The organism is Amycolatopsis solani, from assembly GCF_033441515.1.
Lineage (GTDB): Bacteria > Actinomycetota > Actinomycetes > Mycobacteriales > Pseudonocardiaceae > Amycolatopsis > Amycolatopsis solani.
Map to the genome: position 1 here is coordinate 1,517,925 of NZ_JAWQJT010000002.1, position 25,662 is coordinate 1,543,586.

The following is a 25,662-nucleotide window of genomic DNA, read 5'->3' on the forward strand; positions in this document are numbered from 1 at the left end:
GGAGCGCGCTCAGATTTCGCGGCGGCGGCGCCGGTCGACGGCGCCGTCGAGGAGGGGACGCAGTTCCTCGACCACCGTCTCGAGCGGCGCGATGTCCCGGTGCGCCCTGGCCAGGACGATCGCGCCCTCCAGCGTGCTGAGCATCAGGACCGCGAGCGCCGCGCTGCGCGACGGCGGCACGCCGAGCTGTTCGAGCGCCGTGGCGACCGGGCGCTGCCAGCCGTCGAAGGCCTTGCCGACGGCTTCGCGCAGGGTGTCGCTGGTGGCCGCGGTGTCGGCGACGGTCGCGACCAGCGGGCAGCCCGCGTCGAAGCCGTCGTCGGTGAACTGGTCGCGCCACTGGCCCGCCATCGCCGCGAAGAGCTTGCCGGGGGTCGGGTCCTCGATCTTGGCGACGACGCGAGCCACCCGCCGGGCAGCGTAGTCGCCCGCCCACGCGACGGCCTCGGCCATCAGCTGGTCCTTACCGCCGGGGAAGTAGTGCTGCAGGGATCCCCGCGGGGCTTCGGCGTGGACGGCCACGTCCCGCATGCCGGTCGCCCCGACACCGTGGATCCGCACCAGTTGCGCGGCGCTGAGCACCATCCGCTCGCGCGGCGTCCTCGTCATCGACTGCCTCCTTCATGACATCCGTCATGATAGCCCAGTCGGGGACGACCAGCGTGAAGTCGCGCTCGCCCCGTTCGTACGACGGCACCGGCTTGAAGCCCTGCCGGGACAGAAGTGCTTCGGCACCGGTGTTCCCGGCTTGGACGGTGGCCCGCACGGTCCAGCCCGGCCACCGCCCGGAGGCCCACAGCCAGCGGCTCAACGCGCTGCCGATCCCCTGGCGCTGCCACGCGTCGGCGACCAGGATGCCGATTTCGGCGGTGCCGGGGGTTTCCGAGACGAAGTTGAGCAGGCCGACGGGGTTGGCGGCGCGGTACGCGAGCAATGCGACGCCGTGTGGCGGGCCCGCGAGCAGGAAGCGGTGGTAGCGCCGGAAGACCTCAGCCGGCTCGGCGGGACCGCCCATGATGAAGCGGCGCCGGAGACTGGCGGGCGAGCAGGCCGCGACCAGCTTGCCGACGCAATCGCGATCGGCGTCTCTGGCTTCGCGGATCTCTATGACGGTTGTCATAATTCCATGAGAGCACATTGTGGGCGGCGGCACACTATGATGGGTGTCATAAGGCGCCGCTGGAACCCACTATGACGGGAGACATAGCGCCTGCGCGGGCGAGCGGCGGACGGTTCCCGGCGCGTTGTCGGCGGCCCGGCCGAATCGGCGGCACTCGGCGAGGCGGCTGAGTGAGGCGGGCTGCACGCCGAGGGAGGGGTGGCACGGCGGCGGGCCGCAGTGCGGCAGTCAGCCTGATGGAAGGGCAGCGGGACGGTGGGCAGCGAGCCGGCGGAGCGGGACGGCAGGGCTGCACGCCGGCAGGGCTGCACGCTGGCGGGGTGGCACGGCGGCGGGCCGCAGGGGCGACGGTCAGCGTGGCGGTGGGACGGCGGGCAACGGTGCGGCACAGTTGCGGACGGCGGGCGCGGCGGTGGGAGGGCGGGCAACGCTGTGGCACAGCGGCGGGGCGGGGCGGCGGGGCGGCGGGATGAGAGTGGCAGGGCGGCCGGGCCCCCGGTTCGACGGATCGGCCCCCGGGTACGTTGCCGTGGCCGCGCTCCCCCACCGCGAAAGGCGTCCCCCGATGCAGCTCTACGCCGAACGGCCGATCCGCCGCACCGCTCAGCTCGTCGCCGACCTGCTCGCCCTGCTGCTCGTCGTCTTCGCGGTGTGGCTGGCGACATCGGTGTACGACCAGGTGATGAAGCTGCGCGCCCCGGGCGACGGCCTCGTCAACGCGGGCACGGGCCTGCGCGGCACCTTCGACGGCGCCGCGGACTCCGCAGGCGGCATCCCCTTGGTCGGCGACGCGCTGGCAAACGCCCTGCACGGCGGTTCGAACGTCGGCAACCAGCTCGCCGACGCCGGCCGCTGGCAGATCGAAGGCGTGGAAAACCTCGCCTGGTGGCTGGCGGCGATCATCGTCGTGCTGCCGGTGCTGACGCTGCTCGTGACCTGGCTCCCGCTGCGGTGGCGCTTCGCCCGCCGCGCGACAGCCGCCGCGCAGCTGCGGGCGCTCGGGGATGAAGGGCTTGACCTGCTCGCCTTAAGGGCGCTCGCCACGCAACCGTTGCGGCGCCTGGCTTCCGGGACCAAGCCGGCGACGGGGTGGCGGGAGCGCGACCGGGACGTCATCGAGGAACTCGCGGGCCGCGAACTCGCCCGCCACGGCCTGGTCTCCTGACCCGGGCCCGGCACGGCGTCAGCGCGGGCCCTGCCGCCGTCCGACCGAACGGCCGAGGAAGAAGCCCAGGAGCAACCCCACGACCAAGCCGATCGCGATGAAGAAGATCACCGTTGCCGCGGCGATCTTGCCCACCGTGCCGAGGAAGCCCTTGGCTTCGAACTCCCCGACCGCGACCATCGTCTGCGCGAGAACGTAGTGCGTCATGATCACCAGGGTGGCACCGCCCACCGTCCCGCGCACGGCGAAGGTCCCCCCACCGCGGCTCAGGACGCGGGTGGGGGGACCTCCGTTCTCCGCCGCGCGGACTCAGCCGACGGAGGGGCCCATTCCGAGGGACTGCGGGGTGCTCGCGTCCGGCGAAGGCTGGTGCAGGCCTTCGTCCAGCGGCCCGAACTCGGTCATCAGCGCCGGGCTGCCACCCCACGGGGTCTGCTCCTCGGCGATCAGGGAGTTCGTCGTGAGCAGCAGCCCGGCCACCGAAGCGCCGTTCTGCACCGCCGACCGGCAGACCCGCAGCGGGTCCACCACCCCCATCTCGACCATGTTGCCGTAGCGGTCGTGCAGGGCGTCGAACCCTTCGTCGTCGCCGAGCTCCCGGGTGCGCGCGACGATCTCGTGGGCCGGGTGGCCCGCGTTGTGCGCGATGAGGAACGCCGGCTCGGCCAGCGCCCGCCGGACGATCTCGACGCCGATCGCCTGATCACCCGAAAGGCCCAGGTTCTCCAGTGCCCTCTCGGAATGCAGCAGCGCCGCTCCCCCGCCGGCCACGATGCCTTCGGCCATCGCCGCGCGGGTCGCCGAGAGCGCGTCCTCGACGCGGTGCTGCAGCTCCTTCAGCTCCGCCGGGGTCGCCGCGCCGACGTGCACCACCGCGACTTTCCCGGTCAGGGCGCCGATGCGCTCGGTCAGGACGTCTTCGTCGACGCCGAACTGCGCGCGCTCCAGCTCCGCGCGCAGCTGGCCGACCCGGAAGTCGACCGCCTCCGCAGCACCCGCGCCGCCGACGATCGTCGTGCGGTTCTCGGTGACGCGGACCTGCTTCGCCCGGCCCAGGTGCTCCAGGGTCATCGTCTCCATGGTGAACCCGGACTGTCGCGAAAGGACCGCGCCGCCGACGATGGCGGCCAGGTCCTCCAGCTTGTGCAGCCGCCGGTCGCCGAAGCCGGGGGCGCGGATCGCCACCGACTGGAACGTGCCGTTCATGTGGTTGTGCACCAGCATGGACAGCGCCGTGCCTTCGACCGTCTCGCCGATCACCACGAGGGGCCGCGGCGCGCGCATCACCTTGTCCAGCAACGGCATCAGCTGCTGCACCTTGGTGATCTTCTCCGCGCACATCAGGATGTAGGGGTCGTCGAGCACCGCCTCCAGCCGGCCCGGGTCGGTGACCAGGTACGGCGAGAGGTAGCCGTTGTCGAACTCGAACCCCTCGACGAAGTCCACGCCCATGCCGATCGACGGCGACTCCTCGACCGTCACCACCCCGCCGTCGCCGACGGTGTGCAGTGCCTTCGCGATCACCGCGCCGACGGCGTCGTCGTCGTTGGCCGAGATCGCCGCGACCCGCGCGTAGTCCTGTTCGGACACCACCGGGTGCGCCTGCTTCTCCAGGTGCGCCACCAGCAGCCCGACGGCGTGGTCGATGCCGCGCTTGACGAGCACCGGGTTGCCGCCGCTCGCGATCGCCCGCATGCCTTCGTGCACGATGGCCTGGGCGAGCACGGTGGCGGTGGTGGTGCCGTCGCCGACGACGTCGTTGGTCTTGATCGCCGCTTCCTTGACCAGCTGCGCGCCCATGTTCTCGAACTGGTTCTTCAGGTGGATCTCGCGCGCGATGGTGACGCCGTCGTTGGTGACCACCGGCGAGCCGGTGATCTTCTCGATGATCACGTTGCGGCCTTTGGGGCCGAGGGTGGACTTGACCGCTTCCGCCAGCTTGTCGACGCCCGCCAGCAGCAGGTCGCGGGCGTCCGAGCCGAACCGCAGTTCCTTCGCCATGTGCCTGCTCCTAGGGGGTGAGGATGGCCCGGCCGCGCACGCGCCCGGCGTCGAGGTCGGCCAGCGCGTCGAGCGCCGCGTCCAGGGGGTACTTCTTGGTGTGCAGCGTGACCTTCCCGGCCTGGGCCAGCACCATCAGCTCCGCGAGGTCGTTGTAGGTGCCCACGAGGTTGCCGATGATGTTGCGCTCGGTGGAGATGATGTCGATCGTCGGGATCTCGATGTTCGAGCCGTAGCCGATGACGAAGTGCGACCCGGCGCGCCGGGTCATCGCGAACGCGTCCTGCTGGGCGCCCTGCTCGGCGACGAAGTCGAGCACGACCTCCGCGCCGTCCCCGCCCGTCAGGTCGAGCACCGCCTCGACCTGCTTGCCGTCGGCCAGCACGGTTTCGTCGGCGCCCAGGGTGGCCGCCAGCTCCAGCGCGTCGGCGTTGCGGTCGACCACGATCACGCGGGCGGCCGTCAACGCGCGAAGCGACTGGATGCCGATGTGCCCGAGCCCGCCGGCGCCGTTGACGACGCAGGTGGTGCCCGGGTACAGGTGCGCGGCCGCCTTGCGCACCGCGTGGTAGGCGGTGATGCCCGCGTCGGCCAGCGCGGCCACATCGGACGGTTGCGTCGCCGGATCGAGCTTGATGCACGCCCGCGCCGACGTCAGCAGGTATTCGGCCATCCCGCCGTCGGTGTTGATGCCGGGGAAGCTCCCGTTCGGACAGTGCATGTCGTCGCCGGCGCGGCAGGCGTGGCACAGCCCGCACGTGGGCGTCGGGTGCAGGATGACCGTGTCGCCGACCTCCACATTGGACACCGCGGGACCGACCTCGTGCACCCAGCCGGCGTTCTCGTGGCCGATCGTGTACGGCAGCGCGACACCGGACTTCTCGGCCCACTGCTCTTCGATGATGTGCAGGTCGGTGCGGCACACGCCGGCGCCGCCGATCTTGACCACGACGTCGAAGGGTCCGGTCGCGCGCGGCTCCGGGACGTCTTCTATCACCGGGTGCTGGTGGTACTTCTGCAGCCGCACGGCCTTCATCCCGTGCCCTCCTCGTCTTCGGTCAGCGAGTACCGCGCGCGCAACATGCCGCGGCACACGCCGGAATTGGCCTCCATGCTCGTGCGGGTCAGCCGTGCGAAGGCGAGATACCGCTTCGCGTCGGCCGGGGTCGTGCCGGTAGCCGGGTCGAGCAGCAGCGGGTCGCCGTCCTCGGCGGGCAGGCCGAGCTCGCGGCGGCGGGCCCGGAGCCGGTCCAGATCCGGGCTCGGCGGGACGTCACCGAGGGTCAGCGACCGCGGGTCGCGGCCCAGGGACCGGCACACGCGGTCGGTGCCGGCCAGCACCGCCTTGCGGACGAAGTCGTACCGCAGCGTGTCGAGCTCGTCGACGGCCTCGCCCTCGAACGAAGCGACGAACCCCTGCCGGGCCGCCACCCCGCGGTTGATGACGTCGGACGCGAAGTGGTCGTCGAGCCGGATGTCGAGCCCGGTCAGGCCCGGCACCCCGGCCACGGCGTCGTAGGCGTCCGCCACCATCAGGAACGCGAAGTTGGGCGCGCAGAAGTACGTCGGCAGCCGCAGCCGGATGACGGCGTGCCCGTCGTCGTCCACCTCGCAGCGGGCGACGAACCCGAGGTCGGTGAGGGGTTCGTCCAGTTCGGGATCGCGGACGGTGCCCAGCGCCGCCCACACGGCGGCGCGGGCACCGAGCACCAGGGTGGTCATGAGTTCGGCACGCCGACCGGCTCGACCGATTCCGGGTCCTTGAGCCGCAATTCCGCCGGCACGTCGATGTCGTAGAGCCGCGCGGCGTTCAGCCCGAGGATCTTCTTCTTCTGGTCGACGGTCAGCGGCGGGAAGTCCGACAGCTCCTCGTCGGCCGGCATGTTCCAGTCGACGAAGCCCTCGACCTGCCACTTGGGTTCCCAGATCGCGTAGTCCGCGCCGAAGATCAGCTTGTCCTCGCCGAGCCAGAACATCAGCTCGCCCATGACCTTCGCGAAGAACTTCGGCCGGGCGTGCATCAGGCCGCCGACGACCACGGCCAGCCCCGCGTAGACGTTGCGCTCCTGCGTGGCCATGAAGCAGAAGTCCTCGATGCGCGGCAAGCCGACGTGTTCGACGATGAAGTTGAGGCCCTGGAAGTCCGTCGCCACGTGGTCCACATCGGACACGTCGAACGCGTCCTTGTCGAGCGGCCAGATCGTCGGTCCCTTGTGGATGTGGATGTTCTTGACGCCCAGTTCCTCGCACTTCTCGAGGTACTTCGCCGCTTCCGGGTCCTTGAGGCTCCAGCCCCGCGAGTCGCCGCGCCACTCGGCGGTGTAGAGCTTGACGCCCTTGCAGCCGTAGCGCTTGACGCGTTCCTCGAGCGCCTTCAGGCCTTCGTCGCCTTCACGCGGGTCGAAGGTGGTGTTCACGAGGAACTTGCCGGGGTGCTTCGCGGCGAGTGCGGCGTCGGCTTCGGTGGTGTTGAAGCCGTTCTTGTACCACTGCCGCAGGTTCGTCGGCTGGAAGATGGCGGTGTCGACGTGCCCGACCTCGAACAGGTCGTGCATCATCAGCTCTTCCGAGTACTTCTGGAACCGGTCGATCGGCCAGTGCGTCTCCTTCGGGCCGAGGCCCTGGTAGGCGTGGAAGCACTCGATCCAGCCCTTGGCGTATTCCTCCTGGCCCTTGACCCAGTTGTCCGGGCTCGCGTCCCAGAAGTGGGTGTGGGCGTCCACCACGAAGTATTTTTCGCCGTCTTTTTCGTACATGGTTGATCCTCCTGAGCGGATCGAGTGCTTCCTTGCCGGACTACTGAACGGGCTTGAGGTCGAAGTCGAGGTACTCGGCCGCGTCCTCGGGGTTGGCGAACATGATCGTGCGGTCGTCTTCGTGGATCATCCGCCCGTAGTGGGTGGACATGCTCTCCTCGAACTCCGCCGCGTTGAACCAGCCCTCCTCTTCGCCGGCGGCCTCGTCGACCTCGGCGTAGACGACGTCCATGCGGCCGACCGCGTCGACCCGGATCATCGACGGCAGCGGGGTGATCGTGACGTTGTCCTTGGTGCCCATCACGTCCGCGATGATCGCGCCGACCTGGTTGTTCATCAGGGTGAAACCGCACATGTTGGACGCGGTGTTGTTCGTCTTGAACGGGCTTTCCGCCGTCTTGAAGATGGTCACTGGCCCAGCTCCTCCGGTGCTTTGAGGCCCAATTCGGACAGGATTCCGGCGAACCGGCTCTTCACGCGGTCGAGGCCGTCCTCGAACCGGATCGGCTTGGCGTCGGGCTGCGACCACAGCGGCTGCAGCGCGCGGGCGGCGGCGATGCTCCGCGGCACCCAGTCCTCGAGCCACTTCTGCAGCAGCGCCTTGTTGTGGTCGGCGAACTCCTTGTCGTTGATCAGCAGGTGGAACAACGGCTTCGTGTAGCGGAGGTCGCGTTCGGAGAAGTCGAACTCCTCGGCGCCGATCAGCGTCGGGGTGACGAAGTCGCCGTTGGCCGGCGCGGCCTGCTGCACCAGGTTGCTGCGGAACAGCTCGCCGACGAGGGGCTCGAAGACGACGTTCGCGGCGAAGATCGCCTCGCCCCAGTCCCAGATCCCGGTCAGCTGCTCCGCGGTCTCGCGCACGCCCTGCCACGCCGGGTCTTCGTTCCAGGTGGACAGGTGGGCCGTGCCGTCGAAGCCCTCGACCTCTTCGGTGAGGGTCAGGTTGTACAGCGCCAGGTCCTGCGCCGCGCGGATCCGGTGCATGCTGTTCACCGAGATCGCGTTGTTGTGCATGTTCGTCGGCGCCCGGCGGTTGGCATTGGCGAACAAGTACAGGCCGAGGCCGTGGTCGACGTGCATCCAGGCGCCGATGTGCTTGGCGACGAACTCGACCCAGTTGCGGTTCCACTGCTCGAACGCCTTGGCCTGGCGCGCGGCGTCGATGTTCTGGTTGAGCTGGCGCACGACGTTGGCGTTGTAACGGTAGAGGGTGAGTTCCCACTCCTCGTTGGGGTCGCGGAACTCGTGCCAGCCGTGGGCCGGCCAGTCGTAGCCCTTGCCGCCGGAGCCGGGACTGCGTTCGGGCACCGGGCGGTCCGATCCCCACGCCTTCAGCGCGGTCCACTCCAGCGGGTACCCGGCCTTGCCGTCGGCGAAGGCGTAGAGCCAGCCCTGGGACAGGTAGTGCCGCGGGTCGGGCTGGACCTCGACGGTGACGTCCTCGTAGTGGCTCTGCTTGCGCTTGGCCGGGGTGAAGTAGTTGTACTGGCGGGCGGTGGAGTCCGGGAAGACCTTGGCGCCCGCTTCGGCGTCGGTGAACGTCGGTTTCGGCACGCTGCGTTCGGAGGTGGCTGTCATGGGTTCCTTACCCTTCGCCCGTGGTGGTGAACTTGTCGTAGAAGACGCGCTTGTCGGCGACGCCGAGCGCGGGCAGCAGTTCCAGCGCGGCTTCCACCATCGGCGGCGGCCCGCAGACGTAGGCGTCGGCGCCCTTCAGGTCGAGGCCGGCCCGGCGCAGGACGTCGGTGATCAGGCCGGTCTCGCCGTCCCAGCCGTCGTCGCCCGGCTCGGAAAGTGCTGGGACGTAACGGAAGTGCGGCAGTTTCTCTTCGAGCTCCCGCAGCTCGGCCTCGAAGCAGAGGTCGTGGCGGCGGCGGGCGCCGTAGTAGAAGACCGCCTTCCGGTCGAGGCCGCGCTCGGCCATGGACCGCAGCAGCGCCAGGATGGGCGCCATGCCGGCCCCGCCGCCGACGAACACGAGGTCCGCGCCCGGGTTGTCCCGGAGGGTGAACACCCCGAACGGGCCGGTCACCCGGAGCCGGTCGCCGACCGCGACATCGGTGTCGAGGAACCGGGAGAACAGCCCGTCGGGGTAGATCTTGATGACGAACTCCAGCAGCCCGTCGCGCGCCGAGGTGTTGGCCATCGAGAACGAGCGCGTCTCCTCGGTGCCCGGAACCGCGAAGTCCAGGTACTGGCCGGGGAAGAACTTGAGTTCCTCGCCGAGCCGGACCACCAGGTGCCGCAGGTCGTGCGTGACGTGCTCGTTCGACACGACCTCGACGGTCGCCTCCTGGATCGGCAGCCCGGACTGGATCATCTCCTCGTCGTAGTTGAGCAGCTCGATGGTCAGGTCTTCGTAGGCGTGAGCCCGGCACAGCAGCGTGAAGCCTTCCTCCTTTTCGTAGTCGGGGAGCGCGAAGGTCGAGTACCGGTCGTGTTCGACGTCGTCGCCGTCGAGGATGAACGACTTGCAGGCCGCGCACTGCCCTTCCTTGCAGCCGTGCATGAGCATGACGCCCTGCTCGGCGGCGGCGCGCAGGATCGTGGTGTCCTCGGCGACGTCGATCTCGATCCCGACCGGCTCGAACCGGACGCGGTGCTTCTCTGCCATCCCAGCCCCGTCTCGCTCGGTGCGGGGTCGTGAGTGTTGAGTCGGGTTCTAACCCGACTCAACACTCACGACCGGTTCGTGTCAGGCCGTCTGGGGGGCCGGGCGCCCGGCCGGGCCTTGGCGGTTGTAGTCGGCCACGAAGGCGGCGCGCTGCTCGTCGGTCATCTGGTTCAGCAGCACGTTCGGCGACTGCACCTCGGGCATCCGGCGCAGGTGGTCGAGCGTCCACATCTTCTTCGGGTCGAGGTTCAGGTGCGGCTGCGCGACCATGGTCTTGCCGTCGTCGCGCACGAAGCCCATGTCGGAGACGACGTCGGCCCAGTTCCAGCCGTGGTAGAGCGTCTCCCACTCGCGGGCGCCGACCAGCTGGCCCATGTTCGGGGTGTTGCGGCCCTGGTAGGTGGGCCGGAACGCCTCGGCGTCGGTCCAGCGGCACGTCTCCGAGCAGTACGTCCGGTGCTGGCCGTCGACCTCGTCGACCACCATGTCCTCGCGGATGAGGCACGGCACCATGCACGTCCAGCAGCGGTGCGGGTACACGTAGTCGACGTCTTCGGCGACGATCGGGTGGTGCCCGTTCGGCGTCGCGAGCCGGGCGTAGTTCTCCCACCACTTGCCGTACTTGTCGTACCAGCCCGGGTACTTGTACTCGAACCACTCGAAGTCCTCGTCGGTCATCGGGTCGATGCGCCAGTAGTTGGCGAGCCACCCGGTGGCGAAGAACTGCGCGACTTCGTGGACGTAACCCTTGTTCCAGATCCGGTTCCACGCTTCTTCGATGAGGTCGTGCGGGATGACGAGCCCGTACTTCTCGAGCGGGACCAGGTAGCTGCGGTAGTAGTCGTCGTAGATCCAGCGGCGCCACATTTCCGCGTAGCTTTCGCGGTCCTTGCGGCGATCCTTGGTGCCGTATTCGATGAACGTGCCGATCGCGGCGTCGACGACGGCGTGGTTGTTCCACCACGCGTACCGCAGGTCGCGTTCGAGCAGCTGGTGGTTGCTCTCGTCCGACAACGCCATCAGCAGCGTCGCGTAGCCGTTGCTGATGTGGCGCGACTCGTCGGACTGCACCGAGTGGAACACCGTCGGCAGCAGGTAGTCGCCGTTCGCGGCCGCTTCGGCGGGCATGGCGACGAACAGCGTGTTCGTGAACGCCGTTTCGGCGACGATGGTCAGGTAGATGCTCGCCGCGGTGATGGCGTCACCGGTGATGAAGCCCTCGGCGAACTGGCGGCCGATGGTGCCGCAGTAGTCGTTCTGGAAGTTGCGCAGGCTCGAGTTGAACCCGGCCGGGTCGATGTAGTTCTGCATGTACAGGCGCTTGAGGTTCTGCTGGATCGTCGAGTGGCGGACCTCGTCGATCATCTGGATCGCCTGCCCGTTGTGCAGTTCCGGGTTCGGGACCGTGCGGAACAGCAGCGGCATCGCCCGCGCGGCCGAGATCTCCGGCAGCGGGATGATCGACAGGAACAGCTTCTGCCATTCCAGCCAGCGTTCCTGGACCTGGCGGAACATGTTGCCGCGGATCGCGCCGTCCTCGGCGCCGTAGACCCGGTGGTCCTTTTCCTCCTGCATCGGGAAGTACGAGCGGAGGACCTGCTTCAACGGGTCCTTCTTCTTGGCCTTCCGGAAGGTGTAGTCGGTGCCGTAGTGCGAAACCGGGGTGTGGTACGCCGGTTCCCACGACAGTTCCTGGATCTTCTGGTGGGCTTTCGCCACACTCTGGCGACTCATGGATCACTCCTTATCTCCTGAGCTCGCCGCCCAGGGCGTCCTGCGGTGACCATTGAACGGGCGACCCGCGGGTGACGCGGGTCTCAATCTGAGACAGAACCGCTGCTCAGGGCGTTTCGTCCGCGCCGAGCACCCGGGCGCGGAGTGCGGCGAGCTCCTCGTGGACGCCGGCCTGCACGCGCGCGTCGCCCTCGACGGTCGGGACGATGCCGAGCGCGCGCAGCAGCGCGGCGGCGGGTTCGCCGGGGTGGCCCTCCGCGCCGAGGGTCGGGTGCAGGCCCGCTTCGGCCAGGTGGGTGAAAACCAGGTTGACGATCGTCCAGGGGTTGTACGTCTCGGCGGCCATCCCCCCATGTCACCGCCGTGGCGCGGGCGGGAACGTCTCAATTTGAGACACCGCCGCGGGCGGGAGGCGCTTAGGCTGGACGGGCGGCACAACGGGTGTGCCCGCACCCACGTGGGCCGCGGGAAGCTGGAGGTCACGTGGACGAGAACGCGCCCGGAACCCTGCTCGCCGACGACGAGCTCGCCCGCACCCGGGTGCGTTTCCTGACCGCCGAACCGGTGTCCGCCGGCGTCGTGCGGCAGACGATCCTGGCCTCCTGGCGGCGTTCACGGGAGTTCCGCGTCGAGGCCGACCGGATCGACCCGCTCTACCTCGGCGACCAGAACCTCGACATCCCGCTGATGCGCGGCGCCGAGCCGGTGCTGCACAAGCTCGGCGAGCAGTTCGACGGCCAGCCCATCAGCCTCATCCTCACCGACCCGGCCGGCGTCGTGCTCACCCAGCGGACCGGCGACGCCGACCTGCGGCGGCACCTCGAACGCGTCGAGCTCGTGCCCGGGTTCAGCTACGGCGAGCAGTCCGTCGGGACCAACGGCATCGGCACCGCGCTCGAGGACGGCCGCGCGACCACGGTGTTCGGCCACGAGCACTACGCCGAGCACCTGGAGAACCTCGCGTGCGCGGGCGTGCCGATCCACCACCCGATCTCCGGCAAGAAGGTCGGCGCGGTCGACCTCACCTGCTGGCACAAGGACGCGGGCGGGCTCCTCATCGCGCTGGCCCGCTCGACCGCCGAGCAGATCCGCCAGGCCCTGCTGCGGCACAGCGACCTGCGCGAAATGATCCTGTTCCAGGCCTACCTGCAGACGTGCCGCCGGTGGACGGGCATCGTGCTGGCGTTCAACGACGACATCGTGATGATGAACGACCGCGCCCGGCAGCTGCTCGACCCGGCCGACCAGTCGGTGCTGCTCGGCCACGCCACGGAGGCGCTGGCCGAGGGACGGCGGACGCCGGCGACGCTGTCGCTGTCCAGCGGCCTGCGGGTCCGGGTGTTCTGCCGCCGCGTCCCGGGCCAGCGCGCGACCGACGTCGCGGGCGGCGTGCTGTCGGTGAAGCTGATCGAGGCCGAAGAGACCTTGGCGGCGGCGACGCCGATGCTGCCGATGTACCTGCCGGGCGTGGTCGGCTCGGCCCCGCTGTGGCTGCGCTGCGGGCACGAGCTGGACGCCGGCCACCAGCGCGGCGAGTGGGTCGCGCTGGAGGGCGAGGCGGGCACCGGCAAGCTGACCCTGACGAAGGGCCTGCACCAGCGGCACCACCCGGCGGCCCGCCTGGTCACCGTCGACGCGGCCGGCCCGCTGGACGGCGAGGCCCTGCTGCGCGAGCACGCCGACGCCCCGATCCGCACCCTGGTGATCCGCCACGCCGACCAGCTGACGGCCCCGGCGGCGAGCGCGCTGGCGGCGTTGCTGCGCCGGCTGCGCGAAGGTCCCGCCGCGCCCTGGGTCGTGCTCACGCTGGTCCCCGAGGCCGAGACCGAGCCGGCGCTGGCCGAGCTGCTCAAGGCGTTCCCGCGGACGGTCCGGGTGCCGCCGCTGCGCCACCACGTCGAGGACCTGGCGGAGCTGGTCCCCCTGGTCCTGAGCAAGCTCGGCTACGGCGGCCGCCTCACCTGCTCGGCCGCGGCCCTGCACCTGCTGATGCGCGCGGAGTGGCCGGGCAACACCGGCCAGCTGTACGCGGTGCTGCGCAAGGTCGCCCAGCGCCGCCGCGCGGGCACCATCCGCCCCGGCGACCTCCCGGCGGAGTTCCACGCGGTGGCCCGCCGCCCGCTCAACCGCTTCGAGTCGATCGAGCGGGATGCGATCGTGCGGTGCCTGGAGGACGCGGACGGCAACAAGGTCCGGGCGGCGAAGCTGCTCGGCATTTCACGGGCGACGATCTACCGCAAGATCCACGAATACGGCATCGTCCCCCCGACGCGCTGAGCCCACCAGCTCGCCGAACTGCGGCCGCGCGGGGAGTGCCATCCTGGACGGCATGCCGACCCGCTGGACGTGCCCGCGCTGCGACCGCGAGTTCGCCCGCGCCCGCCAGGGCCACACCTGCGTCCCCGGCTGCACGGTCGAGGAGACCTTCGCCGGGAAGGCGCCGTGGCAGCGCGCGGTCTACGACGCCGTCCTCGAGCACCTGCACGCCCTCGGTGACGTCCACGAGGACGCCGTCAAGGTCGGCGTGTTCCTCAAGCGCGACCGCAAGCTCGCCGAACTGCGGCCGCGGTCCAAGGACGTCCTCGTGTACCTGTGGCTGCCGCACCCGGTGGAGACCGCGCGGATCGCGCCCGCGCGGTGGGCGACCGGACCGCGGGTGGGGCACCAGTTCAAGCTGAGCGAAGTGTCCGATGTGGACGACGAGGTCCGCGGCTGGCTGACGCTGGCCTACGAAACGTCCTGACCCGAGACCGGCGCCAGGAGCAGGCCGGTGATCGCGTCGATCAGGCCCGTGCCGGCGTCGTCCCAGCTCGCCCTCGGCGTCGCCGTGCCCTCCGCCAGCGCGCGTTCGCGCTCGGCCGTCATGTGGATCATCAGCTGGCGGGCCATGTCGCCGCGCTCGGCGCGGACGTCCGGGGGCAGGCCGTCCAGGCAGCGGTTCAGGCCCTCGACCGCCCGGGCCAGCGCCGGTGAGGACAGCGATTCCTCGGCGATGATCGCCCGCAGCGCCGGGTCGGTCATCACCTGAGCGCTGAACCGCGCGAACCACGTCGGCGCGCCCAGCTCCCGCAGGTGGCTCGTGCTCGGGCGGACGAGGCAGGCCACCCAGTCGCGGAGCTCGCCGTCGCCGCCGATCGCCTCGACCAGTTCCGCGCGCAGCCGCTCCATGGGCTCCGCGTGCTTGCGGACGATCGCGCGGACCAGGTCGACCTTCGTGCCGAAGTGGTAGTTCACCGCCGCGTTGTTGCCCTGCCCGGCCGCCTCGCTGATGTGCCGGTTGGACACCACATGCACCCCGTGCTCGGCGAAGAGCCGTTCCGCCGTGACGAGGATGCTTTCCCGCGTCGCACTCGCGCGGTCCGCCTTCACGTTCATCCAACCCACCCTGATCGTTCCCCCTGTCACTTTACGGAGCGGGCCGCGCTGGCGAGAATCCGGCGGAGCCTGGCCGGACAGCCACTGGCCCGGCGGACCGCCGGTTCCTAGCGTTGCCCACCGTGATCGAGATCCTCGCGCCGATCCTGATCGGCCTCCTCTACGCCGGGCTCAACTCGTTCGTCCCCGAAGCGCACCGGCGGCGGTTCAACGCCGTGGTCGTCGGCGGCGCGGGGGCCGCCTACCTCTCCGGCGGCGCGCTCGGGCCGTGGGAGCTCGCGTTCTGCGCCGTCATGACGTACGTCGCCTTCCGCGGGCTCGACTCGTGGACGTTCATCGGCATCGGCTGGCTGCTGCACACCGGCTGGGACGTCGTGCACCACCTCAGGGGCCAGCCGATCCTGCCGTTCGCGCACGACTCGTCGTTCGGCTGCGCGCTCTGCGACCCGGTCATCGCGATCTGGTGCTTCACCGGCGGCCGGCCGGTCCCGGGTTGGCGCACCGCCGTCAGGGGTACTCCGGCGTCATGAGCGCCGACGTCGAACGCGCCGCCCACGCCTACTGCCCCCGGTGCCACCCCGACCCGCGGCCCGGGGACGTGCTCACCGCGCTGTGCGGCGCCCGCCACCCCTACTACGGCCGCCGCGACCGGCCGGTCAACACCTGTCCCGCCTGCGTGGCGCTCGCTTCGGCGAACGTCTACGCGTGCGGTCACCCGGGCGCCTGATCCGGCGCCGCGGAAAGAGGAAATCGGGAGTTCCGGAACCAGCGGGCGAACCGACCACCTACGCTGACCGGCATGAAGAGGGTGGGGATCGCCACGGCGACCGCGGCGATCGCCGCGCTCGTGCTGGCGCTCGTCCTCGGTCTGCTGGGCGGCACACCGACCGGCGCCGGGGACAACGGGGACGGTTACCGGCTGTTCTGCGGGCCCGGCTTGACGCCGGCCACGCCGGACCACAAGGCGAGCTGGCTGGGCGGCGTGGTGCTCGACTTCGGGCGCGGTACGCCGTGCCCGGACCCGCAGCCGTCGAGCGCGGCGGTGCTCTTCGAGAGCGTCGCGGGCGGGGACGGCTCGTTCAGCCTGGTCAAGCTGGGCTGGCTGTACGTGCTGCTGGTCTTCCTGGTCACGCTGCCGGCGGCGTGGGCGGTGCAGGCGCGCGGCACCCGGCGCCTGCTGTTCCTGCTGCCGCCGCTGCTACCCCTGCTCGAACCGTCCTTCGCGCGGCTGTTCATCTCGACCTTCGCCGAGCCCGCGGGGCTGTTCGGCGCGTACACGCTGCTGTGCGGGCTGGCCGTCATCGCCGCGACCAAGGCCGAGGACGGCTTCGCGCGGCTGGCGGCACTCGGCCTCGTCGCCGCCGGCGGGGTCGTGGGCGGCTTGGCGAAGATCGGCTTCCTGCCGCTGTTCGTGCTCGCGGTGCTCGTGTGCGCGGTGACCGCGGCCCGCCCGGGCCTCGGCCGCTGGTGGTCCGGCCGGATCGTCGGGCCGGTGCTCGCGGTGCTGCTGGTGCTGGAGCTGATCGCGCCGATCCGCGCGAACCTCGCCTGGCAGGACCGCAACTACGCCGACGTCAACGCGGTCAACGTGGTCTACACGCTCGGCCTGGTCGAGTTCCCGGGTTCGGCGGCCGCGCTCGGCCTGCCGGCGGAGGCGCAGCAGAGCGCGGGCCACGCGTACTACCCGGACGGCCCGGAGGCGCTGGCCGGCGCGGACGTGCTGCTGGAGGAGCCGGCGACGGTCAAGCACAAGGTCTGGGACCTGCTGCTGACGCACCCCGGCGCACTGGCGTCCGCGATCGGCACCGGCCTGCAGGCCACGCTCGGGCGCAGCCTCCCCTACCTGCCGGACGACCCGTGGACGGCGGAGACCCGTCCCCCGGACAACTCGGCCCCGGTGAGCGGCGACATGGGCGGCGACGCGACGACGTTCCAGGCGTGGCTCGACAGCATGGGCCTGTGGTGGTGGCCGGTCCTGCTCGTTCTCCTGGGCCTGGCCGCGGCGGTGGTGGCCCTGCGGCGCGGCCGTCCGCCGACCACTCGCTACGGCGTGGTGGCGGGCGTGGCGGTGGCGAGCGCGCTCGGCATCGTGACGATGTCGGTGGTCGGCGACGGCTACTTCGAGATCGCCAAGCACGTCTGGCTGGCGGCGTACCTGCTGGACGTCGCGGCGCTCTCGCTGTGCGTGGTGGCGGCGCCGGTGGTGTTCCGGTGGGGCAAGGCGCGGTGGGACCGGCGCCGGGCGGGCGCGACGCCGCCGGAGCCGGACCGCGAGCCCGACCCGGCACCGGTCGCCTGACGCCGTCCCCAAGCGCCCCAATGTGGCGTTCGGTGCGTCCAACGCACCCAATGTGGCGTTCGGTGCGTCAGACGCACCCAATGCCACATTGGGGCGCATTCCCGGCCGCCGGCGAAACCGGGGGCGCGCGACGCTAACCCAGCGACGTCAGCGGCACCGCGAACACCGACCGTCCGCACGTCTGGCCCTGCGCCTTGCAGTCCGCCGTCGACCACTCGGACTGGGACCAGACCAGGCCCGTCGCCCAGTCGTACGTCAGTGCCTCCGGGTGGACCGCCCAGCAGGCCGTCGTGGTGCCGCAGGTCGCCGACGTGCTCGCCGTCGTCGTCTGGGCCCAGAGCTGGCCGTTGAGGGTCGCCGAACTGTGGGCCACGTACCACTTGCCGTCGTGGGACAGCACGCCCTGCATGTTGCCGACGGAGCTGCGGAACGCCTCCGACGCGGTCCCGGTCAGCAGGTAGTCCGTGCCCATCGGGAAGCGGTAGAGGCGGCCGTGCAGGGACTGGTCGGAGAAGTACTCCGTCGTTACCACCGACGCCGGTGACGTGCTGCGGTCCAGCGACAGCGACGAGAAGCACGGCACGCCCGTGTCCGACGACATGCTGCACGTGCCGCCTGCGTAGGAGTAGTAGCCGATCTGCATCATCGCGTACTTGTACGTGTAGGCCGCGTACCCGCCGGACGTCTTGCCGATCGCGTTCGACGTCGTGTCGCTCAGCTGCAGGATGTGCTTCGTGCTGAACACGCGGATCGCGGTCGACGTGTTGCCCACCGCGGTCACGTAGATCTTGTCGCCGTACCAGGCCATCCCGCCCATGTGCGCCTGCGCCGACGAGAAGCTGCTGCCGGTGCTGTTCGGCACGGCCAGGTACATCATCCGGTGGGCGGCCGACGCGGGGTCGTCGTAGTTGATCGCCTGGATCCGCGCGTCGTTGTAGCGGCCGAGGTCGGTGGTGCCGTGCCAGCCGGACAGGATGATCTTGTCCGCGCCCCACAGGCCGTCGTCGTCGGCGTCGCCGGACGTCGTGATGCCCTGCGGCACCCAGCTCGTGCTGCCGGCCCGCTCGCTGTCCCAGCACAACGACTTCGTGGCCACCGGCGCCTTGGGCAGCGCGGCCTTCTCCGCGCTCGTGCAGCCGGTCATCGCGTAGCTGGTGTCGTTGACGACGGTGTTGAGGCTGACGTTCGGCAGCGCGGCGTCCAGCGCGGTGAGCGCGGCGGCGGGGGTCGCGTGCCAGACCAGGTTCTGCTTGGTCGTCGTGGTCAGCGGATCGCTGTAGGCGGCGCTCGCCGTCCCGGGCAGCGCCAGTGCGCCGGCCACCACGGCCAGCACGAGGACGATCGCTTTCGGAGTTCGCATGGGCGCCAGTGCGCCACACGCGGGTCCAAAATCCGTACAACGCCCGTACTACTCGGCCAGGGACAGCACCGTCCGCGCCTGCTCGACCATGGCGACGTCGAGGAAGCTCCCGTCGGGCAGCGCGACCGCGCCCACCCCCGCCGCCGTCGCGCCGGCGACCCGGGCGATGACCTCGCGGGCCCGCGAAACCTCTTCGCGGGTCGGCAGGAACGCGGTCCGGATCGTCGCCAGCTGCACCGGGTGGATCGCCGTCCGGCCGCGGAAGCCCAGCGCGCGGCCCGCCCGGCACGACGCCGCGAGCCCGTCGAGGTCCCGGACGTTCGGGTACGCGGACATCGCGGGCGGCGCGAGCCGTGCGGCCCGGGCCGCGACGATCACCCGGCTGCGCGCCCACGTCAGCCCGGCGTCGTCGGCCACGCCGAGGTCCGAACGCAGGTCGGCCTCGCCGAGCCCGATCGACGCCACCCGCGGCGCCGCCGTCGCGATCTCCAGCGCCCGCTCCACGCCGAGGGCGGACTCGATCAGCGGGTGCAGGTCCCGGTCCGGGAGCGCCGCGGCGACGGCCCGGATTTCCTCCGGCGCCTCGACCTTCGGCAGCCGCACGCCCACCGGAGACGGCAGGCCGGCCACCGCCGCGAGGTCGGCCTCGTGCCACGGCGTGCTCGGGTGGTTGACGCGCACCTGCACCGGCCTGGCCACCGACGCGAGCAGCTCCAGAACGTGCGAACGGGCTTCGTCCTTGCGGGCCGGGGCGACGGCGTCCTCGAGGTCGACGAGCACGACGTCGGCCGCCGACGCCAGGGCCTTGCCGACCCGGTCCGGCCGGTCCGCGGGTGCGTAGAGAAACGTGAGCGGCGGGGTCACACCGCACCCCGGTCCCGCAGCTCGGCCACCCGCTCCGGCGCGAACCCGAGCTCGTCCAGGACGGCGTCGGTGTCGGCGCCGTGCGGGCGCCCGGTGAACCCGATGACGCCGTCGTGGCCCGACAGCCGGAACAGCGGGCCCTGCATGAGCATCGGCCCCAGCTCCGGGTCGTCGATCTCGTGGATCGTGCCGAGCGCCTGGAACTGCGGGTCGGCGACGACGTCGGCGGCGTCGTAGATCGGCGCCACCGCGGCCTGCGCCGCTTCGAACGCCTCGACGACTTCGGCGCGCGTGCGCTGCCCGATCCACTTGCCGACGGCCTCGTCGAGTTCGTCGGCGTGCCGGGCCCGCTCGGCCCCGCTGGCGAACCACGGCTCGTCGGCCAGGTCGGGGCGGCCGACCAGCCGGACCACGCGCTCGGCGATCGACTGGGCCGAAGTGGACACCGCGACCCACTGGCCGTCGGCGGTGCGGTAGGTGTTGCGCGGCGCGTTGTTGATCGAGCGGTTGCCGGTGCGCGGCTGGACGGTGCGCAGCTGGTCCCAGCGCGTGATCTGCGGGCCGAGCATGGCGAGCATCGGCTCGATGATCGCGGTGTCCACGACCTGCCCGCGCCCGGTGTTCGCGCGCGCGGCGAGCGCGACCATGATCGCGTACGCCGTGGCCAGGGACGCGACGCCGTCCGCGAGCCCGAACGGCGGCAGCGTCGGCGGGCCGTCCGGCTCCCCGGTGGTCGCCGCGAACCCGCTCATCGCCTCGGCGAGGGTGCCGAAGCCGGGCCGGCTGCGGTACGGGCCGGTCTGCCCGAAGCCGGTGACGCGGGCGAGGACGAGCTCCGGGTTCCAGCTCGCCAGCTCGTCGTACCCGAGCTGCCAGCGTTCCAGGGTGCCCGGGCGGAAGTTCTCGATCACGACGTCGGCGGTGGTGACCAGCGCGAGGAAGACCTCGCGGCCGCCTTCGCTGCCGAGGTCGGCGGTGATCGTGCGCTTGTTGCGGCCCAGCGTCTTCCACCAGAGGTTGACGCCGTCCTTCGCGACGCCGTGCGAGCGCGACGGGTCCGGTTTGCGCGGGTGCTCCACCTTGATCACCTCGGCACCCATGTCACCCAGGTGCATCGCGGCCATCGGCCCGGCGAAGAGCGTGGACGCGTCGACGACGCGCAGCCCGGCGAGGGCTCCGGCGGCGGGGTCGCGGGAGACGGTCACGACGGCACCTCCCAGGCGCACCGGAAGCCGACGGTCGCGCTCCGGGCGAGACCGAGGCCGGGCAAGAGCAGTTTCACGGTGTAATCCGGCGCGTGCCGGCCGCCTTCGACGTACCACTCTGAGCCTTCGGCCACGTAGTCGCTGCCGCCCTTCACCATCACGAACCGGGTGCGGCCGTCGGAGTGCTCGCTCTCGGTCCAGTTCCACACGGCCGGGGTGCCGCGGCACAGCTCCGCCCCCGCCAGCTGCCATTCGTCCTCGGTCGGCAGCCGGCCACCCCGCCACGCGCAGTACGCGCGGGCGTCGTCGAGGTCGACGTGGGTGACGGGTGCGTCCGGGGCACCGCGACGCTCAGGTCCCGGCTCGTGGCCGGTGGCGGCCAGGAACTGCGCGTACTGCGCGTGGGTCACTTCGGTGCGCCCGACCGCGACGGCCGTCGTCAGTTCGCCTTCGCGCTGCAGGGTGCGGGCGTCGTGCAGGCGCGGCGGGAGGGGCTTCCATTCGTCCACGTAGGGCGCGCCCTGGTACATACCCGTTTCACGGGCGCGGTACCGGACGGTCAGCACGTACGGTCCGGACGGCACGACGACGGCGTCCGCCTCGGGCGCCCCAGTCGTCCGGGGTGGGCTCACGCGCTTCGCGACCCGGTGCGGGAACCGGGCGTCCGGGTCGTGCGGCAACGGCGGGAGTTCCGGCCGCCACCCGTCGGTCGTGGCGCCGATCCCGCGGGCCGGGACCCCGCCGAGGAGGTCGGTGCCGGGCAGCGGGCCGTGGTAGTCGGTCTCGCCGCGGTTGACGAGCGTCCACAGTGTCCGGTTGCCGAGTTCCCACTTCGACGCGTAGACGCCGGCCGCTTCGGCCTCGGGCGGCAGCTCGGCCAGCGGCGTCCATTCGCCGTCGAGGAGGAGGTCCTTCGCCAGGCGCTGCAGGGTGACCATCCGGCGGACGGTCGACGCGTCGCGGGCGGACCAGCCGACCCAGACGCCGAAGACGACCTCCCAAACCATCACGCCGGCGCCGTTGAGCCACGCCGACTGCAGTTCTTCGCTGTGGTCGCGGTGCCAGCGGCGGACGTGGTGCTGCATGTGGCGCCGCTCGTACCAGTGGGCGCGCAGGACACCGGGCACGGGCGAGTCGGCGAAGAACTGGGCCCACGACGCCGCGTGGTCCTCGATCCGCTCGACGGCGAGCTTCGATTCGCCCTCGAGAACGATGCCGGGCCGGGCGGCTTCGAGCCGCTCGACGAAGTCCGGCTCGGCCTTCTTCAGCGTGTCGAGGAAGACGCCGTCCGCCTTGAGGTCGGCGACGAGCGCGGCGAGTTCGGTCAGGTCGTCCGCGCCGCGGCGGGTGCCGACGTCCCAGGGGTTGTAGTCGACGAAGACGTGCAGGCCTTCGTCGTGCAGGGTTGCGATCAGGCCGGCGAGCCCGGGGACGTCGCGGTAGAAGTCCCACTGGTTGCGGTCGTCGAGGCCGATCACCGGGTAGGCGTGCCAGAGGACGACGGCGTCGAGCCCGCCGAAGCGCGCGCGGGCGTCGGCGAGGAAGCGCTCGGGCGTGAAGCGGCGGTCTTCGAAGGAGTACAGCAGTTCGTCCCAGAGCCACACCTGGGCGACCGTGTGGCAGGACGCCGCCCAGGCCGCTTGCGGGCGGTCGTAGGCGGCGCCGGTGTAGCCGTGGCGCGCGCGGGCGTCCTCGCGCCAGGCGTGGAGCTTCGCGCGCCACGTGGGCCGGTCGGCCGGGTCCGCGGGTGCGGCGAAGATCTTGGCTTCGTCCAATGCGGACAGCGGGCCGCGCACCTCGGTGGGCCGGTCGATCGGCCGCGGGACGAGCGGGTCGAACGTGAAGGTCATCGTGCCTTTCCTCCGAGCGCCGCCACTTCCGCGGCGGTGGGGACGGCGGCCTGGGCGCCGGGCCGGGTGACGGCCAGCGCGGCGGCCGCGCCCGCTCGCCGGGCGGCTTCGAGGACGTCGTGGCCGTGGGCCAGTGCCGCCGCGAGGACGCCGCAGAAGGTGTCGCCCGCGCCGGTGGTGTCGACGACGTCGACCGGGACGCCGGGGATCCGCACGGGTTCTTCGTCCCGGCGGAGCACCACGCAGCCGTCGCCGCCGAGGGTGACGACGACGGCGGGCACGCGCCGGAGCAGCTTCTCGGGCTCGCCCGCGAGGTCGGCCGCTTCGTGCTCGTTGACGACGAGCAGGTCGACGACCTCCCACAGCGAATCGGGCAGTTCCCGTGACGGCGCCGCGTTGAGGATGACGAGCGCACCGGGCCGCTGGGCCGCGGCGGCGGCCGCGACCACGTCGAGCGGGATCTCGAGTTGCGCCAGCACGACGACGGCTTCGGCGATCCGCTCGGCCTGCGCGGCACCGATCTTGACGTGGTCGTTGGCTCCGGGCGCCACGACGATGGCGTTCTCGCCGTCCGGGGCGACGGTGATGAAGGCGGTCCCGGTGGGTGCTTCGGCGCGTTCGACGAGGTCGGTGCGCACGCCGGCGCCGCCGAGGGACACGAGGAGCAGGTCGGCGCCTTCGTCCTCGCCGAGCGCGCCGACGAAGGTGGTCTCGGCCCCGCCGGCCAGCGCGGCGGCGACGGCCTGGTTGGCGCCCTTGCCCCCGGGACTGCGGCGGAGGTGGTTCCCGAGGATGGTCTCCCCGGCCTTCGGCGGCCGGGGCACGTCGACGGCGAGGTCCACATTGGCCGAACCCACGACCACGACCCGCCCGGTCATCGGCCGGCTCCCGCGAGGGCCGCCGTGCGGGCCGCGAGGTCCGCGATCCGGCGTTCCCCGCCGGGCAGTGACGTGGCGATCCGGCCGTCCAGGGGCTTGCTCCAGTACTCCCCGACCCCGCTCAGCGCACCCACCACTCCCCCGACCGTCGCGGCCGCCGAGTCGGTGTCCCAGCCCGCCGTCACCGCGATCGCCACGCTCGGCCCGAACTCGCCGCCGCCCTTCGCGAGGGCGTACGCGATCGTCGCTGCGTTGTTGAGCACGTGCACCCAATGCAGGTGCCCGTAAGCCTCGTACAGCCGGTCGAGTCCACTTCGGACATCGCCGTCCCCGGCCGCCGAACGTCCGAAGTGGACGGCCTTCGCCAGGTCGCTCGACGCCGGGATCGCCGCCATCGCCGCGTCCAGGACCTCGTCGACCGTGTCGCACACCATCGCGGCCGCGGCCAGGCCCGCGACCCACATCGCGCCGTACACGCCGTTGCGCGTGTGGCTCAGGCGGGCGTCCACCGCCGCCATCCGGGCCGCACCCGGCACGTCGCCCGGGCTGATCCAGCCGAAGACGTCCGCGCGGATCAGCGCGCCGATCCACTCCCGGAACGGGTTGTGGTGGGTCGCGGTGTCCTCGCGCGCGTCGAGCAGGTTCCGGTACGCCGCGCGCTCGGCGGTGAAGACCCGCCCGGCGGGCAGGTTGTCCAGCCACAGCTGGGCGACGTCGCCGGTGGTGAACCCCCGGCCGTGCTCTTCCACCAGTGACAGCGCCAGCATCGGGTAGTTGAGGTCGTCGTCCTCGGGCATCCCGTCGATGTTCTCCTCCAGCGACGTCGGCGCCGACCGGCGGTTCCACGGCCACCGCGCCGCGACGTCGCCGGGCAGCCCCACCGCGGTGAACCACCGGTCGAGGGGCCACCGGCCGGTGGCCCGGAGGATCTCCTCGATCCCCTCGCGCGGGATCTTCTCCACCGGCTTGCCGAGCAGGCAGCCCGCCGCCCGGCCGGTCCACGCGTCGAGTTCGCGGCCGCGGGACCCGCGGGGCAGGGCGGGCGCCGCGGGCAGGACGAGCTCCGGTTCAGACACCGGGGCGTCCAGCGAGTCCAGCAGTTCCCGTGCCAGCGGCCGCAGCCCGGGCGCCGCCGGGCCCGCGCCGCTCACCGCGGGCACCGGATCGCCGCCCGCCGCGATCCACCGCGCCCGCGCCGCGGAGACGTCCTTGCCCTCCGCGGCGGACTGGACCAGCTCGTGCGGGAGCAGGTCCTCGGGCCGGGCCCAGGTCAGCCTCACGCCGTCGCCTCCAGGAACGCGGCGCGCGCGGCGGCCCGCTCGCGGTCGGCCTTCAGGATGTCCACCGCCGCCGAAGCCAGCAGGTGCCCGGTCTCACGCAGGTCCATCCGGCTCGCATCGCCGATCTCGTCGACCCACTCCGCGGGGACCACGGCCGTCCCGCCGAGACCCGCGCAGATCGCCGCCGCCATCACGGCGATCGAGTCGGCGTCGCGGCCGTAGTTCACCGCCGCCAGCACCGCGCCGCGGAAGTCGCCCTTGTGCGCCAGCACGAACGCCAGCGCGGCGGGCAGCTCCTCGATCGACTTCGTCCGCGACGGCCGGCGTGCGTCCATCGACATCTCCCGGTAGCGCGGCCCGACCGAGTCGAACGGCGCGACGGTCTCGCGGACGAGAGCCGCCAGCGCACGTTCTTCCCCGTCGGTGCCCGGGGGGACGGACCGGTCACCGAAGGTCTCCACGACCGCGCGCACCGCCGCCGCGGTCCCGTCGTGGGCCACGTCCAGCGCGGCCGCCACGACGTCGTCGAGCGTCGCGCCCGGGGCGACGGCGGCCGCCACCATCGCGGCCAGCACGCCCGCCGCCTCGCGGCCGTAGCTGGACTGGTGCGCGCCGGTCAGGTCGATCGCCTCGGCGTACGCGGCCCGCGGATCACCCGCGTTGACCACGCCCACCGGGGCGACGTACATCGCCGCGCCGCAGTTGACCACGTTGCCCACGCCCGCTTCGCGCGGGTCGACGTGTCCGTAGTGGAGCCTCGCGACGATCCACTTCTCCGCGAGGAAGACCCGCTGCAGCAGCAGCGCGGTCGACTCCAGCTCCGGTACCCAGCGCGGCTCGCCGATCATGAGCGGCACCAGGTCTTCGGCCATCGCGTACGCGTCGAGGTGTGCACGGCGCTTCGCGTACACCTCGACGAGCGCCCGCGTCATGAGGGTGTCGTCGGTGACGTGCCCGTCGCCCTTGTGGTAAGGCGCGATCGGGCGGGCCGTCCGCCAATCCGGGTACCACGGCCCGACGACACCGGTCACCCGGCCGCCGTGCCGTTCTTCGATCTGCTCGGGTGTCCACCCTTCGGTGGCGCCGCCGAGGGCGTCCCCGACGGCCGCACCGGTGATCACCGCGACGGCCCGGTCTTCCAGCCAGGTCACCAATCCGCTC

26 protein-coding genes are annotated in these 25,662 nt (G+C 71.7%); 6 read left to right on the forward strand and 20 right to left on the reverse strand.

Annotated elements, in window-relative coordinates:
* Positions 1–9 precede the first annotated feature (9 nt).
* Complete coding sequence (locus SD460_RS27380) at positions 10–582, reverse strand: LmrA/YxaF family transcription factor (RefSeq protein ID WP_438860853.1); 573 nt, start codon at positions 580–582, stop codon at positions 10–12.
* On the reverse strand, positions 464–1,120 hold the full coding sequence (locus SD460_RS27385; protein WP_290057320.1) for a GNAT family N-acetyltransferase: 657 nt from the start codon (positions 1,118–1,120) through the stop codon (positions 464–466). The genes SD460_RS27380 and SD460_RS27385 overlap by 119 nt, the downstream gene beginning before the upstream one ends.
* 565 nt (positions 1,121–1,685) lie before the next feature.
* Between SD460_RS27385 and SD460_RS27390 the strand changes: the two genes are divergently transcribed.
* Positions 1,686–2,285: a hypothetical protein gene (locus SD460_RS27390; protein ID WP_290057321.1), complete on the forward strand. Its 600-nt coding sequence runs from the start codon at positions 1,686–1,688 to the stop codon at positions 2,283–2,285.
* An 18-nt stretch (positions 2,286–2,303) separates the two neighbouring features.
* On the opposite strand, the gene SD460_RS27395 is transcribed toward SD460_RS27390, so the two are convergent.
* The 10 genes from SD460_RS27395 to SD460_RS27440 form a co-directional block, all read right to left on the reverse strand.
* Positions 2,304–2,492, reverse strand: coding sequence for a hypothetical protein (locus tag SD460_RS27395; RefSeq protein WP_290057322.1), 189 nt, complete (start codon positions 2,490–2,492; stop codon positions 2,304–2,306).
* A gap of 102 nt (positions 2,493–2,594) precedes the next feature.
* A complete protein-coding gene (gene groL, locus SD460_RS27400) occupies positions 2,595–4,286 on the reverse strand; it encodes a chaperonin GroEL (RefSeq protein ID WP_290057323.1) in 1,692 nt (563 codons plus the stop codon).
* Between the two features lie 10 nt (positions 4,287–4,296).
* Positions 4,297–5,322 carry an NAD(P)-dependent alcohol dehydrogenase gene (locus SD460_RS27405; RefSeq protein WP_290057324.1) on the reverse strand — a complete coding sequence of 342 codons (1,026 nt, stop codon included), beginning with the start codon at positions 5,320–5,322 and terminating at the stop codon, positions 4,297–4,299.
* Positions 5,319–6,008 carry a metal-sulfur cluster assembly factor gene (locus SD460_RS27410; RefSeq protein ID WP_290057325.1) on the reverse strand — a complete coding sequence of 230 codons (690 nt, stop codon included), beginning with the start codon at positions 6,006–6,008 and terminating at the stop codon, positions 5,319–5,321. Before SD460_RS27410 ends, SD460_RS27405 begins: the two co-directional genes overlap by 4 nt.
* Positions 6,005–7,042, reverse strand: a complete 1,038-nt coding sequence (locus tag SD460_RS27415) for an amidohydrolase family protein (protein ID WP_290057326.1) — start codon at positions 7,040–7,042, stop codon at positions 6,005–6,007. Before SD460_RS27415 ends, SD460_RS27410 begins: the two co-directional genes overlap by 4 nt.
* A 40-nt stretch (positions 7,043–7,082) precedes the next feature.
* Positions 7,083–7,454 (reverse strand): propane 2-monooxygenase effector subunit MimD, encoded by a 372-nt coding sequence (gene mimD, locus SD460_RS27420; protein WP_290057327.1) that lies wholly within the window; start codon positions 7,452–7,454, stop codon positions 7,083–7,085.
* Positions 7,451–8,620, reverse strand: coding sequence for a ferritin family protein (locus SD460_RS27425; protein WP_290057328.1), 1,170 nt, complete (start codon positions 8,618–8,620; stop codon positions 7,451–7,453). Before SD460_RS27425 ends, mimD begins: the two co-directional genes overlap by 4 nt.
* Positions 8,621–8,627: 7 nt before the next feature.
* Positions 8,628–9,656: an NADH:ubiquinone reductase (Na(+)-transporting) subunit F gene (locus SD460_RS27430; protein ID WP_290057329.1), complete on the reverse strand. Its 1,029-nt coding sequence runs from the start codon at positions 9,654–9,656 to the stop codon at positions 8,628–8,630.
* Positions 9,657–9,737: 81 nt separating this feature from the next.
* Complete coding sequence (locus SD460_RS27435; protein ID WP_290057330.1) at positions 9,738–11,390, reverse strand: ferritin family protein; 1,653 nt, start codon at positions 11,388–11,390, stop codon at positions 9,738–9,740.
* A gap of 106 nt (positions 11,391–11,496) precedes the next feature.
* Positions 11,497–11,736 carry a hypothetical protein gene (locus SD460_RS27440; protein WP_290057331.1) on the reverse strand — a complete coding sequence of 80 codons (240 nt, stop codon included), beginning with the start codon at positions 11,734–11,736 and terminating at the stop codon, positions 11,497–11,499.
* 137 nt (positions 11,737–11,873) lie between these two features.
* Here SD460_RS27440 and SD460_RS27445 point away from each other — a divergent pair, with 137 nt between their 5' ends.
* Together SD460_RS27445 and SD460_RS27450 are read left to right on the forward strand one after the other, a co-directional pair.
* Entirely contained in the window at positions 11,874–13,667 is a 1,794-nt protein-coding gene (locus SD460_RS27445) for a sigma-54-dependent Fis family transcriptional regulator (protein WP_290057332.1), read from the forward strand.
* Positions 13,668–13,719: 52 nt separating this feature from the next.
* Entirely contained in the window at positions 13,720–14,133 is a 414-nt protein-coding gene (locus SD460_RS27450) for a DUF5655 domain-containing protein (protein WP_290057333.1), read from the forward strand.
* Here the strand turns inward: SD460_RS27450 and SD460_RS27455 are convergent.
* A complete protein-coding gene (locus SD460_RS27455) occupies positions 14,118–14,765 on the reverse strand; it encodes a TetR/AcrR family transcriptional regulator (protein WP_290057334.1) in 648 nt (215 codons plus the stop codon). The genes SD460_RS27450 and SD460_RS27455 overlap by 16 nt on opposite strands.
* Before the next feature lie 122 nt (positions 14,766–14,887).
* On the opposite strand from SD460_RS27455, the gene SD460_RS27460 reads away from it, so the two are divergent.
* The 3 genes from SD460_RS27460 to wsfD all read left to right on the forward strand — a co-directional run bounded on the left by SD460_RS27460 (position 14,888) and on the right by wsfD (position 17,064).
* On the forward strand, positions 14,888–15,295 hold the full coding sequence (locus tag SD460_RS27460; protein WP_290057335.1) for a DUF6010 family protein: 408 nt from the start codon (positions 14,888–14,890) through the stop codon (positions 15,293–15,295).
* Complete coding sequence (locus SD460_RS27465; protein ID WP_290057336.1) at positions 15,292–15,492, forward strand: hypothetical protein; 201 nt, start codon at positions 15,292–15,294, stop codon at positions 15,490–15,492. The genes SD460_RS27460 and SD460_RS27465 overlap by 4 nt, the downstream gene beginning before the upstream one ends.
* A 72-nt stretch (positions 15,493–15,564) precedes the next feature.
* Positions 15,565–17,064 (forward strand): glycan biosynthesis hexose transferase WsfD, encoded by a 1,500-nt coding sequence (wsfD, locus tag SD460_RS27470; RefSeq protein ID WP_318306924.1) that lies wholly within the window; start codon positions 15,565–15,567, stop codon positions 17,062–17,064.
* Positions 17,065–17,197: 133 nt separating this feature from the next.
* Here the strand turns inward: wsfD and SD460_RS27475 are convergent, their stop codons facing one another.
* Genes SD460_RS27475 through SD460_RS27505 form a run of 7 tightly spaced genes read right to left on the reverse strand, consistent with a single transcriptional unit; the run spans position 17,198 to position 25,652 of the window.
* On the reverse strand, positions 17,198–18,424 hold the full coding sequence (locus SD460_RS27475) for a hypothetical protein (protein WP_290063196.1): 1,227 nt from the start codon (positions 18,422–18,424) through the stop codon (positions 17,198–17,200).
* Positions 18,425–18,472: 48 nt separating this feature from the next.
* Positions 18,473–19,288, reverse strand: coding sequence for an HpcH/HpaI aldolase/citrate lyase family protein (locus SD460_RS27480; protein WP_318306925.1), 816 nt, complete (start codon positions 19,286–19,288; stop codon positions 18,473–18,475).
* Positions 19,285–20,493, reverse strand: a complete 1,209-nt coding sequence (locus SD460_RS27485) for a CaiB/BaiF CoA transferase family protein (RefSeq protein WP_290062557.1) — start codon at positions 20,491–20,493, stop codon at positions 19,285–19,287. The genes SD460_RS27480 and SD460_RS27485 overlap by 4 nt, the downstream gene beginning before the upstream one ends.
* Entirely contained in the window at positions 20,490–22,343 is a 1,854-nt protein-coding gene (locus SD460_RS27490; RefSeq protein ID WP_318306926.1) for an SUMF1/EgtB/PvdO family nonheme iron enzyme, read from the reverse strand. Before SD460_RS27490 ends, SD460_RS27485 begins: the two co-directional genes overlap by 4 nt.
* The gene (locus SD460_RS27495) at positions 22,340–23,221 is read right to left on the reverse strand and encodes a ribokinase (RefSeq protein WP_290062560.1); all 882 of its coding nucleotides are present in this window, start codon (positions 23,219–23,221) and stop codon (positions 22,340–22,342) included. Before SD460_RS27495 ends, SD460_RS27490 begins: the two co-directional genes overlap by 4 nt.
* A complete protein-coding gene (locus SD460_RS27500; RefSeq protein WP_318306927.1) occupies positions 23,218–24,501 on the reverse strand; it encodes an ADP-ribosylglycohydrolase family protein in 1,284 nt (427 codons plus the stop codon). The genes SD460_RS27495 and SD460_RS27500 overlap by 4 nt, the downstream gene beginning before the upstream one ends.
* Positions 24,498–25,652, reverse strand: a complete 1,155-nt coding sequence (locus tag SD460_RS27505; RefSeq protein WP_290060511.1) for an ADP-ribosylglycohydrolase family protein — start codon at positions 25,650–25,652, stop codon at positions 24,498–24,500. The genes SD460_RS27500 and SD460_RS27505 overlap by 4 nt, the downstream gene beginning before the upstream one ends.
* Between the last annotated feature and the right edge of the window lie 10 nt (positions 25,653–25,662).

Coding starts and splice junctions, on each gene's coding strand:
- SD460_RS27385 (WP_290057320.1), bottom strand. CDS start 1,120: ATGACAACCGTCATAGAGATCCGCGAAGCCAGAGACGCCGATCGCGAT.
- SD460_RS27390 (WP_290057321.1), top strand. CDS start 1,686: ATGCAGCTCTACGCCGAACGGCCGATCCGCCGCACCGCTCAGCTCGTC.
- SD460_RS27395 (WP_290057322.1), bottom strand. CDS start 2,492: ATGACGCACTACGTTCTCGCGCAGACGATGGTCGCGGTCGGGGAGTTC.
- groL (WP_290057323.1), bottom strand. CDS start 4,286: ATGGCGAAGGAACTGCGGTTCGGCTCGGACGCCCGCGACCTGCTGCTG.
- SD460_RS27405 (WP_290057324.1), bottom strand. CDS start 5,322: ATGAAGGCCGTGCGGCTGCAGAAGTACCACCAGCACCCGGTGATAGAA.
- SD460_RS27410 (WP_290057325.1), bottom strand. CDS start 6,008: ATGACCACCCTGGTGCTCGGTGCCCGCGCCGCCGTGTGGGCGGCGCTG.
- SD460_RS27415 (WP_290057326.1), bottom strand. CDS start 7,042: ATGTACGAAAAAGACGGCGAAAAATACTTCGTGGTGGACGCCCACACC.
- SD460_RS27425 (WP_290057328.1), bottom strand. CDS start 8,620: ATGACAGCCACCTCCGAACGCAGCGTGCCGAAACCGACGTTCACCGAC.
- SD460_RS27430 (WP_290057329.1), bottom strand. CDS start 9,656: ATGGCAGAGAAGCACCGCGTCCGGTTCGAGCCGGTCGGGATCGAGATC.
- SD460_RS27435 (WP_290057330.1), bottom strand. CDS start 11,390: ATGAGTCGCCAGAGTGTGGCGAAAGCCCACCAGAAGATCCAGGAACTG.
- SD460_RS27440 (WP_290057331.1), bottom strand. CDS start 11,736: ATGGCCGCCGAGACGTACAACCCCTGGACGATCGTCAACCTGGTTTTC.
- SD460_RS27450 (WP_290057333.1), top strand. CDS start 13,720: ATGCCGACCCGCTGGACGTGCCCGCGCTGCGACCGCGAGTTCGCCCGC.
- SD460_RS27455 (WP_290057334.1), bottom strand. CDS start 14,765: ATGAACGTGAAGGCGGACCGCGCGAGTGCGACGCGGGAAAGCATCCTC.
- SD460_RS27465 (WP_290057336.1), top strand. CDS start 15,292: ATGAGCGCCGACGTCGAACGCGCCGCCCACGCCTACTGCCCCCGGTGC.
- wsfD (WP_318306924.1), top strand. CDS start 15,565: ATGAAGAGGGTGGGGATCGCCACGGCGACCGCGGCGATCGCCGCGCTC.
- SD460_RS27475 (WP_290063196.1), bottom strand. CDS start 18,424: ATGCGAACTCCGAAAGCGATCGTCCTCGTGCTGGCCGTGGTGGCCGGC.
- SD460_RS27490 (WP_318306926.1), bottom strand. CDS start 22,343: ATGACCTTCACGTTCGACCCGCTCGTCCCGCGGCCGATCGACCGGCCC.
- SD460_RS27495 (WP_290062560.1), bottom strand. CDS start 23,221: ATGACCGGGCGGGTCGTGGTCGTGGGTTCGGCCAATGTGGACCTCGCC.